The following is a 13,562-nucleotide window of genomic DNA, read 5'->3' on the forward strand; positions in this document are numbered from 1 at the left end:
ATTTCATTCATGGCGATTTATCTCACTGAACTTGATCCCGACAAACTTTGGTTTCCATCCACCTTTGATGCGTTATCAGACCCTAATGGTTTACTCGCCTTTGGTGGAGACCTCAGTGCAGAAAGGCTAATACTCGCCTATCAAAATGGCATCTTCCCATGGTATGGACCCGGAGAGCCTATTCTTTGGTGGAGTCCATCGCCACGTGCTGTCTTTGATCCTAAGACATTTCAACCGGCCAAAAGTCTCAAAAAATTTCAAAGAAAACTGGCTTACCGCGTGACGATTAACCATGCGACTGAACAAGTCATCGACTACTGCGCCTCGACCCGAAGCAAAGAAGAGACATGGCTTAATGAAGAAATGCGCAGTGCCTACAAAACCTTGGCACAGCAAGGACACTGTCACTCAGTTGAGGTGTGGCACGCTGATAAGTTGATTGGCGGTCTGTATGGGATTTCAATTGGACAAGTTTTTTGTGGTGAGTCGATGTTTAGTTTAGAAACGAACGCATCTAAGATCGCGCTGTGGTATTTTTGCCGCCATTTTGAACAACACGGCGGTAAGCTAATCGATTGTCAGGTGCTAAACCCTCATCTTGCTTCTCTTGGCGCAATTGAGCTCAATCGTGAAGACTTTATCCAAACACTGCTATCCTATAATAATGAACCGCTACTGGAGAACTGTTTCTTAAAACAGCAATTAACCAGTGAATCATGGGGAGAATAATGAGTTCGGATCTGCAACAAATACGCATTGGATTAACCGATTGCCACCCTTGTAGCTATCTGGCAGATAGACAAGAACGCGTTGCGGTCGCTCTCGATCCGACGATGCACTGCGGTTCGAGCTACGAGGTTTTACTCGCCAATGGATTCAGACGCAGTGGTGATACCATCTACAAACCGCACTGTGACCTTTGCAGCGCTTGCCAAGCTATCCGAGTGTCTGTCCCTGATTTTGTTGCATCTCGCAACCAGAAACGACTGCTGAATAAAGCAAAAGCCTTCTCATGGCAGCTAAATGAGCAGATGGATGATAACTGGTTTGAACTCTATTCACGTTACATTGAAACAAGACATCGTAACGGGACTATGTACCCACCCAAGCAAAAAGAGTTCGCTCAGTTTTCTCAATGTGCTTGGCTTAATACTCAATTCTTACATATCTACGACCACGACAAGCTCATTGCCATCGCCGTCACCGATATTCTTTCCAACAGCGTGAGTGCTTTCTACACCTATTTTGACCCGGATTATGCGCTTTCTCTCGGTACACTGGCGGTATTATTCCAAATCCAATACTGCCAAGAGCAAGGTAAACAATGGCTTTACCTAGGCTATCAAATCGATGAATGCCCAGCGATGAACTATAAAGTCCGATTTCAGCGTCATCAAAGGCTAGTAAATCAGCGTTGGCAAGGGTAGAATACGCCCCAACTTTACTTAATTCATTTTTATCGGCATTATGCGCCGGTTGAAATCGTCCATTTTTAAAAGAGGATTAAATGGCTAAAGAAGACGTAATTGAGATGCAAGGCACTGTCCTTGATACTCTACCAAACACAATGTTCCGTGTTGAGCTAGAAAACGGTCACGTAGTTACTGCTCACATCTCTGGTAAAATGCGTAAGAACTACATCCGTATTCTTACTGGTGACAAAGTAACTGTAGAGATGACTCCATACGATCTATCAAAAGGTCGCATCGTCTTCCGTGCTCGTTAATCTCTGACTGCCTAGCGCATTCCGAATTATTCGAATACAGACAAAAAAGCGAAGCTCATGGCTTCGCTTTTTTGTTTCTGCTTACTAGGGTCTATTTCCCTAGCGCCTCTTTATAATGCTCGCGACAAACGGATACATAGCGGTCATTGCCACCAATCGCGACTTGGTCACCCTCTTTAATCGCCACACCCTGTTCGTCAGTGCGAATCACCATGTTGGCTTTACGTCCGCAGTGACAAATGGTTTTTAGCTCGATCAATTTGTCTGCCCAAGACAGTAGGTATTTGCTCCCTTCAAACAGTTCACCGAGAAAGTCTGTTCTCAACCCATAACAAAGCACAGGAATATGCAGTTTATCTACGACTTCGGTCAGTTGGTAAACTTGCTCTTTACTCAGAAACTGACACTCATCGACCAAAATACAGTGACGTTTTTCAACTTCATTTAGCGCAGAGATCTCTTGATACAGGTTTGTCTCGGCATTGAATAGCTGAGCATCTGACTGCAAACCAATACGTGAGCTCACTTTACCAATACCGTAGCGGTCATCTAGAGCAGCGGTAAAAATCACTGGGTTCATACCGCGTTCTTGATAGTTAAAAGAAGACTGAAGAAGAGTGGTTGATTTACCCGCATTCATTGCTGAGTAATAGAAGTACATCTGTGCCACTGTTTGTTACCCGTATAAAAATAATAAAATTTAAAGAAAAGGGCTGAATTAACAGCCCTTAAATATTTGTATGCGTATCGCTTACTTACGACGCCACGTTGTCCCTTCAGGGCCATCTTCAAGAACAATGCCCATTTCTGTCAGCTTATCGCGTGCCATATCTGCATTTGCCCAATCTTTAGCTGCACGAGAGTCATTACGTAGCTTAATCAGTGCTTCAATTTCTGCCACTTCGTCGTCGCTGCCAGAATCACCTTTTAGGAAGGCTTCTGGATCTTGGTGAAGAATACCGATCACATCTGCCAGTTCACGCATTAGAGAACCCAGTGCGCTTGCGGTAGCGACATCTTCTGTCTTCACGCGGTTAATTTCACGCGCCATATCAAACAGCACAGAGTAGGCTTCTGGCGTGTTGAAATCATCGTTCATTGCTTCAGTGAAACGCTTAACGTACTCTTCACCACCAGCAGCAGGTGTTGATAGGTCAAGACCACGCAAAGAAGTGTATAGACGCTCTAGGGATGCGCGCGCTTGGTTTAGGTTCTCTTCGCTGTAGTTTAGCTGGCTACGGTAGTGACCTGACATCAGGAAGTAACGCACAGTTTCAGGATCATAATGACCAAGCACATCGCGAATAGTGAAGAAGTTACCGAGTGATTTCGACATCTTCTCGCGATCGACCATAACCATGCCACTGTGCATCCAAGTGTTCACGTAATCTGTTCCGTGCGCACAGCATGATTGAGCGATTTCATTTTCATGGTGCGGGAACTGTAGGTCTGAACCACCACCGTGAATATCAAAATGGTTGCCAAGAATCGAAGAGTTCATCGCAGAACATTCGATGTGCCAACCAGGACGGCCTGGACCCCATGGTGATTCCCAAGTTGGTTCTCCTGGCTTAGACATCTTCCAAAGTACAAAGTCTAAAGAGCTGCGCTTAGCACTTTCAATCTCTACACGAGCGCCTGCTTGTAGCTGCTCTAGATCTTGGCGTGACAGTTTGCCGTAATCGTCATATTTCGCGATTTCGAACATGACATCGCCATTGTCAGCAACGTAGGCAAAACCACGCTCGATAAGCTTTTGAACCAATTCAATGATCTCAGCGATGTATTCCGTCGCACGAGGTTCGATGTCAGGACGTTTCATGTTCAAAGCATCAAAATCAGCATGCATGTCACCGATTAAACGCTCAGTCAGTGAGTCACAAGTTTCGCCGTTTTCATTCGCGCGCTTGATGATCTTGTCGTCGATGTCCGTGATGTTACGAACAAACGTTAAGTCATAGCCTAAGTAGCGCAAGTAACGTGAAACAACGTCAAAAGAAACGAATGTACGACCGTGTCCAATATGACAGAGATCATAGATGGTTACCCCACAGACATACATGCCAACTTTGCCAGCATTGATTGGTTTGAATTCCTCTTTCTGTCTTGTGAGTGTGTTATATATCTTTAACATGATCTCTTTCTAATATTTGGGTGAAACAAAATAGTGGCTCAGTATATCAAGTCACGCTCTATTAGGTAATCCCCGATTCGAGCAAAAAGCCATCATTAACACCTATACTCAGGTCTCAACCCTTACTTTTCACGTATTAATGTCTGAAAAGTTAAGTTAGAATCTTGGGCTCAAAGCAAAAAACACAGCTAAAGGAAAAAATCATGATCACCCTTCACACAAATTTTGGTGACATCAAAATTCAACTAAACGAAGAGAAAGCACCTGAAACAAGTGCAAACTTCCTACAGTACTGCCGTGATGGTTTTTACGACAACACGTTATTCCACCGTGTTATCGACGGTTTCATGATTCAAGGTGGTGGCATGGAGTCTGGCCTAAAAGAGAAGGCAACTCGTGCACCGATCAAAAACGAAGCAAACAATGGCCTAAGCAACAAAGTAGGCACGCTTGCTATGGCGCGTACAATGGAGCCGCACTCTGCTAGCTCTCAGTTCTTCATCAACGTTAACAACAACACGTTCCTAGACTTCCGTAGCGAAAGTCTTGACGGTTGGGGTTACTGTGTATTCGGAGAAGTGATCGAAGGCATGGAGATCGTGAACAAGATCAAAGGCGTGAGCACAGGTTCTTACGGCATGCACCAAGATGTACCACTTGAAGATGTACTGATCACTGGTACAACAATCGAAGAATAATCTATAAAAAAGAGCGCGTTATGCGCTCTTTTGCTATTTAACTATGACCACACTTTTTATATCTGATTTACACCTTTCCCCGACAACTCCCGACATCACTCAGTGTTTTGTTCGCTTTATGCGTGAAGAAGCAATCCATGCCGATGCACTTTACGTCCTTGGCGATTTGTTTGAGTTTTGGATTGGCGATGATGACCGTTCGGATTTCGCTTCATCTATCCGTGCTGAATTTAAAACCCTTACAGACAAAGGTATTCCTTGTTTTTTCACTCAAGGCAATCGCGACTTTCTTGTTGGCAAACGATTCAGTCTACAGACAGGGGTAACATTGCTTGGCGATGAAACCGTTATTGACCTTTATGGACGTAAGGCGATTGTCCTACATGGAGACACGCTCTGTACCCAAGATGTGAAGTACCTCGAATATCGCGCTAAAGTTCACCAACCTTGGTTGCAGTGGGTATTCAATCGTATTCCAATGTTCGTTAAAAAGAAAATTGTCAATAAGGTCCAGTCTGATATCAAAACGGATAAACAGACTAAATCACTCGATATTATGGACGTGACTCAATCTGAAGTCGAAAACGTTATGCAGCATCACAATGTTGATCTAATGATACATGGGCATACACATAGACCTAAGGTTCATTCCTTCCAAATTCTAGAAACGGACTATACTAGAATTGTGCTAGGTGACTGGTACACACAAGGCTCGGTCTTGGTGTACGATAAAAATGGGTTTGAGTTACAGCAGCGGCCTTTTGCAGGTTAAGTCACTTATTTTTCACGTTATTTAGTTCATTCTTAATGAAGACTAATTTTCCTCAACTTGAACATGGAACGTGGTATAGATCTTGACTTACTCATATATAGCTAGGCAACCAATACTCAACAGAGATAAGCAAACTGTTGGGTATGAACTTCTTTTTAGAGATGGGCCGCAAAACACTTTTCCTGAAATCGATCCTGAACATGCAACAAGCCGCTTGCTATCAGATCATTTTCTCTCGACACACTATAAGACACTGGGCGATAAACTAGGGTTCGTTAACTTCCCTTACCAAAGCCTATTGAATAAGGTGCCTACCCTATTCCCAGCCGATAACCTCGTTGTTGAGATCTTAGAAGATTGCCCACCGACAAAAGAATTACTCGATGTCGTCAAAGAGATGGCTGCCGCGGGTTATAAAATAGCGTTAGATGATTTTATCCCAAGTAAAGAGTGGCGAGCCTTCTTACCTTATATCTCAATCATCAAATTCGATATTCGCCTCGTCCCGATAGAAAAGGCACGCAACTTTATTCTTCGTTTAGCGGGTACCAACATAAAGTTTCTTGCTGAAAAAGTAGAAACGTACGAAGAATTTGAACAATCGAAGCAAGCCGGCTTTGAATATTTCCAAGGTTACTTCTTTAGTAAACCAGAGATGATAACGCGTAAGTCACTTGAGCCTTCATTTATGACGGTTATTCAGTTACTTACCGAAATTTCCAAACAAGATATGGATTATGAGTCGATTGAATCGCTAATCAGCAAAGACGTTACCCTTTCTTATAAGCTGCTGACATTTGTTAACTCATCCTCGATAGTTCAAACCAAGATCCAATCATTCAAGCAAGCCTTGGTTTACCTAGGTGAAGACAAACTACGCAAGTTCATTTCTCTCGTATCTCTCGCTTCAAGCCAAGAGAGCAAACCAGATTATCTTTATGGGCTATCGATTCAACGAGCAAGATACTGTGAGTTACTCGCCTCACGATTAGACGCTAAGTTTGAGTCAGGCCAAGCATTTTTAACGGGTATGTTCTCACTGCTTGATAGCTTGTTGGATAGGCCACTAGAGCAAATCGTTGAAGAAATCTCTGTCGATGAGTCAATAAAACTCGCAATCACCAAGAATGAAGGCATACTAGGCGAAATTTTGATGCTGACTAAAGCATACGAACAAGCCCAATGGGAAGAAGTTCGCCGCCACTGTGACTCAATCGGTGTTGATGAAATCGTTTTGAGTGAATGTTATGACTCGTCTGTTAAATGGACGGCTGATCTTCTTTCTGTAAAAACGAATTAATCGGAGTTTTTATGAATTCGTGTCCTTGTGGAAACCCAAAGGATTACAGTGAGTGCTGCGAGCCAATCCATCACGACCACTCAAAGGCTAAAACACCTGAACAACTGATGCGTTCTCGTTACTCAGCTCACGTAAAGGGCTTGGTCGATTACGTGATCAATACCTACCACCCAAGTTGCCATGCGCAGCAAGAGCGCGAAGCCATCACAGACTCAATCAACAGTGACTGGTGTGGCTTAGAAGTGCTCGGCGCAGAGCCTGGTAGCCATGACAACGAAGGGTTTGTCACTTTTAAGGCTTATTTTAAACAGGATGGGCAAGAGTATTGTCTTGAAGAACGCTCGCGCTTTCTCAAGGAGCAAGAGCTTTGGTACTACATTGACGGTTCATTCCCACAAACGCAAGAAGCTGAACAGCCACTTGATCCAAGACTGTCACAACCTGTTCAAAACTTAAAAGTGGGTCGCAACGATCCTTGCATTTGCGGTAGTGGTAAGAAGTTTAAAAAGTGCTGTGGTTAAGATAATGAAAAGGCAGGATTCAAACCTGCCTTTTTACCTCTTAAGTTAATCGTTTGGATTCACTCGAACAATATCTTCTTGCCCCTGCTGAAACTGTTTTTTTAGTTCAGCTTTCGACTTAAAGCTAATTTCTCCGCCCTGCGCAACTGTCATATGTTGCGCTTCTGCATTATGCTTAGATTGATACAACATCACAGCTTGCATACAAGAGTCTCGCTGCTCTTGAGAAAGTGGGGTACCCTCAGGCCACTTACCTGTTTCTACAGCAAAAAGTAGACGCTCATAAGCCTCAGGTGTGATGGCATTAATTAACTGCTCTGCGTCCATGGTCTATCCTTAAAATCAGTCGCGATAAGCGAACCTTAACTGGCCAGTAGACTCAGTCAAGAAAACTACAATAAATAAGTGTAACGGATCACAAGCAACGACAGTATGAAATCAATCAAGCTACTTACTCTATTCGGTCTCAGTGTCACCTTAGTCGGGTGTTTTGAAACGAACAAAAATACCGATCAGTTATGTGAGAGCCAACCTGCTCTACAATGTGAGCGCCTAAACATGGGTGATGGTCAATGTCGAGTTCCAAGGACTGATTTGGTATGGCACCGATTCGAAGTATTAAAAAATCCGACAGACAATAATCGGATTAAAGAGTACGAGTATGTTGCGGCCTATAAAAAATGCTTAGAGCTGGCTTCTCAGATACAACCGCTAGACCAAAAAGGGCTCAAGCAACAACGCTTTAATGCTCTGGTTAATTCCGGGGAAGATTTAGACAGCATTGTCGCAATACTCAAAAAGTCAGACTCACCACAATCACTTTACTTTTTGTGGAGCCAGATTGGCAGTGATGATGCACGCCGAAGCTTCCTTCAGCTTGAAGGGACGAAAGCATTAGAAACAGCAGAAATGCAATACGCCCTCGCAACCTTTTACACCAGCCGAGACCAAGAAAAAACGCGTCAGCTTCTGATCCACACCCTAGAGCTAACTAACCAAAGCAATATCAATAATGAAGTGTTCAAATCCCTAGCTAGCACCACTTACCGACTAGGAATGAAGAAAGAAGCTTACGTTTGGACTATGGTTGCGCAAAAATTTGAGGTTCCTATTGCTTCGGAAAGTGAACTTCAGCTTCTTTATGGATTTGATAGCAGTATTTATAAGCAACTCGACGAAATTGCTGATCAGTTTGAAGATGCCATCATGAGCGGCACCTTCAACGCGGCGATGATCCCTAAGTTTAAGCAATCTTAAACACATGTAAGGATGAAACAGAGAGCGGTGATTAAATCACCGCTTTTTTATGAATTGTTGAAAATTAACGACACTGAGTTAACACAGAATCTCTCACCTGTTGTTTTCGGTCCATCAGGAAAAACGTGACCTAAATGGCTATCACAGGCTGCACATCTTATCTCTGTACGCACCATTCCGTGACTTAGATCTTCTAAATAACGAATAGCCTCACTTGATGCAGGGGCATCAAAACTCGGCCAACCACACCCAGAGTCGTATTTATTGTCAGAGCTGAAAAGAGGCGCTTGGCAACAGGTACATGAGTAAATACCCGTCTGTTTATTATGCAACAACTTACCGCTAAAAGGCGCTTCTGTCCCTTGCTCTCGACATACTCTGTATTCTTCATCTGATAGCACTTCACGCCAGTGCTCATCAGGCTTCATCATTTTTTCTTTGTTTTGTTCCACGGCAAAAAATCTCCATATTCTCATTTTTAATTATGACTTTTTTTTTGAAAAACTTGCACTCAATTACTTTTGTAGCACATACTTTGAAACCATAACAGGATGGTTAAACTTTCAGCATTGCTGTCGACATCTGAACTATTTTACGTCAACTGGTTAGGGAAAAAATCAGTTTTCCGTTCAAAACATCGCCAATTAAGACTAATTGTGAAAAAAAGCGACGCTTTTTTTTGACTTTAAACAAGTTAAGTCCGATTATCTGTTGCAGATTTTGACTGGATTCTGTAATTTTACTACCAGTTATCTTTAATCAGAAATTAAGTTGTGGAGCAACTATAATGACTATCAAAGTAGGTATTAACGGTTTTGGCCGTATCGGCCGTTTCGTTTTCCGTGCAGCGCAAGAGCGTAACGACATCGAAGTTGTAGGTATTAACGACCTTATCGACGTAGAGTACATGGCATACATGCTTAAGTACGACTCAACTCACGGCCGTTTCAACGGTACTGTTGAAGTTGAAGGTGGTAACCTAATCGTTAACGGTAAGACTGTACGTGTTACTGCTGAGCGCAACCCAGAAGATCTAAAATGGGATGCTATCGACGTTGACGTTGTAGCTGAAGCTACTGGTCTTTTCCTAACAGACGAGACTGCTCGTAAGCACATCACTGCTGGCGCGAAGAAAGTTGTTCTAACTGGTCCTTCAAAAGACGCTACTCCAATGTTCGTAATGGGTGTTAACCAAGACACTTACGCTGGTCAAGACATCGTTTCTAACGCTTCTTGTACTACTAACTGTCTAGCGCCTATCGCTAAAGTTCTTAACGACGAGTTCGGTATCGAATCTGGTCTTATGACTACAGTTCACGCGACTACAGCAACTCAAAAAACTGTAGACGGTCCTTCTGCTAAAGACTGGCGCGGTGGTCGTGGTGCTTCTCAGAACATCATCCCATCTTCAACTGGTGCTGCTAAAGCTGTAGGTGTTGTTCTTCCAGAACTAAACGGCAAACTAACTGGTATGGCTTTCCGCGTACCAACTGCTAACGTTTCTGTAGTTGACCTAACTGTTAACCTTAAGAACGGTGCATCTTACGAAGCTATCTGTGCAGCTATGAAAGCAGCATCTGAAGGCGCTCTTAAAGGTGTTCTAGGTTACACTGAAGACCAAGTTGTTTCTCAAGACTTCATCGGTGAAGTTCAAACTTCAGTATTCGATGCTAAAGCTGGTATCGCTCTAACTGATAACTTCGTTAAAGTTGTATCTTGGTACGACAACGAAATCGGTTACTCAAACAAAGTTCTAGACCTAATCGCACACATCTCTAAGTAATCATTACTTAAAGATTAGCGTTTAGCGCAGAATCTTGTAAAAGGCGACTTTCGAGTCGCCTTTTTTGTATCTGAATTTTGAGTCTCTAATTGCACTAGGAAACAGAACATGGATTTAACCACTCTCCCTGCCCTTACTGTTCTCTCTGATAACGTCACAATCGTAGAAATCGATCAAGTGAAGGTCGCTCGCGTGATACATGATAAAGCGACCGCTTGTATTGCCCTTCATGGTGGGCATGTCCTTTCATTTAAGCCCCAAGGTCAAGAAGACCTCATCTGGATGAGCGAGCAAGCCGTCTTTGATGGTAAAGCAGCCCTGCGTGGCGGTATTCCAGTTTGCTGGCCGTGGTTTGGTCGTATCGCTGCACCTGCACATGGCTTCGCGCGCAACAGTGAATGGACATTACTTGAACATCGTGAGAATGAAAATGGTGTAATTATTGAACTTGGTTTATTGCCATCCGAATCAACACTGGCAGTTTGGCCTCACCAGTTCCAAGCTCACTTACTGGTTGAGATTGGCGATGAACTCAAAGTCACCCTAGATGTGACTAACACCGATGACCAACCTTGGATGTTCTCTGGCGCGCTGCACACCTACTTAACCGTTGGTGATATTGAGCAAGCGAAAACAACTGGCATGGGCGCAGAGTACATTGATAGCCTGAAAGGTGGCGAAATCTGTCAAGGTGGCGATGTACTGCAACTGACTGACACTATTGACCGCGTTTACACTCAACCATCAGAGCAGATTGTTGTTGAAGACCCTGTACTGAATCGCTCAGTATTGGTTGAAAACCAAGGTCACAATTCCGCTGTACTGTGGAATCCATGGGCGGAAGGCGCTCAAGGAATGGCAGATATGCAGGACGACGGTTACAAGACTTTCCTGTGTGTCGAGTCAACCCTGCATGCACCGTCAATCGAGCAAGGTAAAACACTGCAACCCAATCAAAGTCATCAACTGATCACTAAGATTGCCACCAAGTAGATGAATTGTCGCGGGTAGCGATACCCGCGCTTTGCCTTTCTGCCGAAATTTCTTCTTGATCCACCCGGTCTTTTGCTTCTAGGCGTGCAGCCTTTATACCTTCGACTCCGTTATCTTTAAAATCATTAATACGAATCAATTATAGACATTTTATAAATCGCTATTATTATTCCTGATTTTTTGCTGCTGAAAGATTCATTTTTCAATGATAACAAGAGTCTATTAAAGACAGGATAACTAGAAATGTTCGAAAAACTCAAAAACCAAAGCGTCGGATTTCAGTTAAAACTGGTCATACTGCTTTGTTTGCTAATTTCATTCGCGGGTACAGCGACACTCGTTTACCGCAACGCTTCCAAAGTACTGCTCGATACTACTCTGAAAGGACACCAGTCAGAAGTTGAAGCCATGGCGATGACCATCGCAGGTCAATTTGATGCCTATTTGCATACTGCTAAAGTGCTCGAATCTACCTTTAGAAATGGCTATCTTGCCGGTGTTTATGTCGAGGATTACAGCGTCGATTTTAACGGCAAGTCGATCCCCAATATTACCCAGTATGGCGAGAGCTTAATTGGTGATACTAAGCTTGTAGATAGTTTTACTCGTGACACAGGCGCAGTAGCCACTATCTTTGCTCCCTTGAACGGTGATTTCATTCGCGTTGCGACTTCTTTAAAAAATCCTTCTGGACAACGCGTTGTCGGTTCAACTCTAGGTAAGGACCATCCTGGCTATAACCAATTGATGAATGGCCAGCCCTACTACGCGCAGGTCAAACTGTTTGGTGAAAGCTATATCACCTACTACGCTCCGATCAAAAATGCCTCTGGACAAGTGAACGGTCTCTCTTTCATTGGGCTACCTGTCGAGCAAGCAACACAAAATCTCTATAAGTCTTTGGAATCCATCAAATGGGGAGAGACGGGATACACTATTGTGGTCGACAACCGAGAAGATAACCTTGGCAAATACTTGCTACATCCTGTCCATGATGAGAGTGCCCCGTCAATTATTGAGGTATCTGACTACAACGGCAATAAACCGTTCCACCAAATCTTTGAGCAAAAAAGTGGCTTGATTCGTTACCCTTACGAATATCAAGGTACGGTTGGGGAAAAGTATCTTGTTTATACCGAAGTCCCTGGTTGGAACTGGAAACTACTCGGTGGCACCTTCATCAAGGAGGTGACCAAAGGAAGTGACACACTGCTTAAGCTCATTATTACCATTGCTACTATTGTCGCGATTGCTACGTTTATCATTCTAACCGTTTTCCTAAATCGTAATCTAAAGCCACTGACCGTATTAAATGGCTACATGACGAGGCTGGCAAAAGGAGAAGTTAGCCTAGATATCCCTTCTACGGGTAAAAAGTCAAACAACGAGATTATTAACCTCAGCAATGGGGTTGCGAATATGGCAACCCAGCTAAACACCTTAGTAGGAGAAATCCGTTCGACCAGCGATTCTGTTCAGGCTGCATCACAAAGCGTGTCTAGCGACGCCAAGCGCAATTTAAGCCAATCTGATGTTCAACAGCAACAGGTAGAACAAGTTGCCACTGCAATCGAAGAGATGGCCTCTTCTGCACAAGCGGTTGCTCAGCAGGTGGAAGCAATAGCCGAAAATGTTCGCTTGACCAATCAAGACAGTCAATCAGGGCTCGATGTTGTTGAGACTGTCTGTATCGATGTTGCCCAACTCAACGACCAGTTAGACAACTCTGCGAAGGCGATTGAGCAGGTCAACCTAGACAGCGAAGCGATTCAAACCGTGACTAAAATGATCGATGAGATCGCCGAGCAAACCAACCTACTGGCGCTTAATGCTGCCATCGAAGCGGCGCGTGCAGGCGAGCAAGGTCGTGGGTTTGCAGTCGTTGCTGATGAAGTACGAACTCTAGCCCACAGGACTCAAACATCAGTAAAAGACGTGGTGTCTATCATTGATAAGCTTAAAGGCTCAACCAGTAATGCGGTGGATATGATGAACAAGAGCCAAGTCAATGCTAATCAAGTGTTAGACAAGGCGCAGGAAGCGGGCATAGCACTCGAAACGATCGCCTCTCAAGTTCAATCAATTGCGGGTCAGGCGGATACCATTGCCGCGACTTCCGAAGAGCAAGCGAATGTCTCTCAAGAGATTGCCTCTAACGCAAATTCTATTAGTGAGTTGAACCGAGAAAGTCGTGAGACAAGCGCTAAAACGACCCAAAGCGCCGATCATTTGATTAAGCAAGCTGCGTCATTGAAACAACAGGTGGACTTCTTCCACTAAGTTTCTAGCTTTTACAATCATAAGCAGCGCCGCGGCGCTGCTTTTTTGTTGAGTCAGCACTCTGCTCGCTAGTTTGACTTTACGCTTCCTGATAAACT

At 43.8% G+C, this 13,562-nt stretch carries 15 protein-coding genes; 11 read left to right on the forward strand and 4 right to left on the reverse strand.

Annotation, left to right across the window (positions count from 1 at the left end):
• Positions 1 to 9: 9 nt before the first annotated feature.
• From aat to infA, 3 genes are all read left to right on the forward strand, one after another.
• Positions 10 to 729, forward strand: a complete 720-nt coding sequence (gene aat / locus AC5O63_RS13055) for a leucyl/phenylalanyl-tRNA--protein transferase (protein WP_171322616.1) — start codon at positions 10 to 12, stop codon at positions 727 to 729.
• On the forward strand, positions 729 to 1,427 hold the full coding sequence (locus tag AC5O63_RS13060) for an arginyltransferase (protein WP_494505283.1): 699 nt from the start codon (positions 729 to 731) through the stop codon (positions 1,425 to 1,427). The genes aat and AC5O63_RS13060 overlap by 1 nt, the downstream gene beginning before the upstream one ends.
• Positions 1,428 to 1,507: 80 nt before the next feature.
• Positions 1,508 to 1,726: a translation initiation factor IF-1 gene (infA, locus tag AC5O63_RS13065; protein ID WP_001040192.1), complete on the forward strand. Its 219-nt coding sequence runs from the start codon at positions 1,508 to 1,510 to the stop codon at positions 1,724 to 1,726.
• 91 nt (positions 1,727 to 1,817) lie between these two features.
• On the opposite strand, the gene AC5O63_RS13070 is transcribed toward infA, so the two are convergent.
• Positions 1,818 to 2,396 carry a thymidine kinase gene (locus AC5O63_RS13070; RefSeq protein WP_494505284.1) on the reverse strand — a complete coding sequence of 193 codons (579 nt, stop codon included), beginning with the start codon at positions 2,394 to 2,396 and terminating at the stop codon, positions 1,818 to 1,820.
• Positions 2,397 to 2,477: 81 nt separating this feature from the next.
• Entirely contained in the window at positions 2,478 to 3,860 is a 1,383-nt protein-coding gene (cysS, locus tag AC5O63_RS13075) for a cysteine--tRNA ligase (protein ID WP_494505285.1), read from the reverse strand.
• Positions 3,861 to 4,063: 203 nt separating this feature from the next.
• Here cysS and AC5O63_RS13080 point away from each other — a divergent pair, with 203 nt between their 5' ends.
• From AC5O63_RS13080 to AC5O63_RS13095, 4 genes are all read left to right on the forward strand, one after another.
• Positions 4,064 to 4,558 carry a peptidylprolyl isomerase gene (locus AC5O63_RS13080; RefSeq protein ID WP_004743696.1) on the forward strand — a complete coding sequence of 165 codons (495 nt, stop codon included), beginning with the start codon at positions 4,064 to 4,066 and terminating at the stop codon, positions 4,556 to 4,558.
• 43 nt (positions 4,559 to 4,601) lie between these two features.
• The gene (lpxH, locus tag AC5O63_RS13085; RefSeq protein WP_494505286.1) at positions 4,602 to 5,330 is read left to right on the forward strand and encodes a UDP-2,3-diacylglucosamine diphosphatase; all 729 of its coding nucleotides are present in this window, start codon (positions 4,602 to 4,604) and stop codon (positions 5,328 to 5,330) included.
• Between the two features lie 82 nt (positions 5,331 to 5,412).
• Positions 5,413 to 6,630 carry an EAL and HDOD domain-containing protein gene (locus AC5O63_RS13090; protein ID WP_494505287.1) on the forward strand — a complete coding sequence of 406 codons (1,218 nt, stop codon included), beginning with the start codon at positions 5,413 to 5,415 and terminating at the stop codon, positions 6,628 to 6,630.
• Positions 6,631 to 6,641: 11 nt separating this feature from the next.
• A complete protein-coding gene (locus tag AC5O63_RS13095; protein ID WP_494505288.1) occupies positions 6,642 to 7,151 on the forward strand; it encodes a YchJ family protein in 510 nt (169 codons plus the stop codon).
• 45 nt (positions 7,152 to 7,196) lie between these two features.
• On the opposite strand, the gene AC5O63_RS13100 is transcribed toward AC5O63_RS13095, so the two are convergent.
• Positions 7,197 to 7,478 carry a YeaC family protein gene (locus AC5O63_RS13100; protein WP_004749720.1) on the reverse strand — a complete coding sequence of 94 codons (282 nt, stop codon included), beginning with the start codon at positions 7,476 to 7,478 and terminating at the stop codon, positions 7,197 to 7,199.
• Between the two features lie 105 nt (positions 7,479 to 7,583).
• Between AC5O63_RS13100 and AC5O63_RS13105 the strand changes: the two genes are divergently transcribed.
• Positions 7,584 to 8,408 (forward strand): DUF2989 domain-containing protein, encoded by an 825-nt coding sequence (locus AC5O63_RS13105; RefSeq protein WP_494505289.1) that lies wholly within the window; start codon positions 7,584 to 7,586, stop codon positions 8,406 to 8,408.
• A gap of 47 nt (positions 8,409 to 8,455) precedes the next feature.
• Here AC5O63_RS13105 and msrB read toward each other — a convergent pair whose 3' ends face one another.
• Complete coding sequence (msrB, locus tag AC5O63_RS13110) at positions 8,456 to 8,884, reverse strand: peptide-methionine (R)-S-oxide reductase MsrB (RefSeq protein WP_494505290.1); 429 nt, start codon at positions 8,882 to 8,884, stop codon at positions 8,456 to 8,458.
• A 311-nt stretch (positions 8,885 to 9,195) separates the two neighbouring features.
• On the opposite strand from msrB, the gene gap reads away from it, so the two are divergent.
• The 3 genes from gap to AC5O63_RS13125 all read left to right on the forward strand — a co-directional run bounded on the left by gap (position 9,196) and on the right by AC5O63_RS13125 (position 13,464).
• On the forward strand, positions 9,196 to 10,191 hold the full coding sequence (gene gap, locus AC5O63_RS13115; RefSeq protein ID WP_004748683.1) for a type I glyceraldehyde-3-phosphate dehydrogenase: 996 nt from the start codon (positions 9,196 to 9,198) through the stop codon (positions 10,189 to 10,191).
• Between the two features lie 108 nt (positions 10,192 to 10,299).
• Positions 10,300 to 11,184 carry a D-hexose-6-phosphate mutarotase gene (locus AC5O63_RS13120; protein ID WP_494505291.1) on the forward strand — a complete coding sequence of 295 codons (885 nt, stop codon included), beginning with the start codon at positions 10,300 to 10,302 and terminating at the stop codon, positions 11,182 to 11,184.
• Between the two features lie 243 nt (positions 11,185 to 11,427).
• Positions 11,428 to 13,464, forward strand: a complete 2,037-nt coding sequence (locus AC5O63_RS13125; protein ID WP_494505292.1) for a methyl-accepting chemotaxis protein — start codon at positions 11,428 to 11,430, stop codon at positions 13,462 to 13,464.
• Positions 13,465 to 13,562 lie beyond the last annotated feature (98 nt).

This window comes from Vibrio sp. SCP2 (assembly GCF_059295395.1).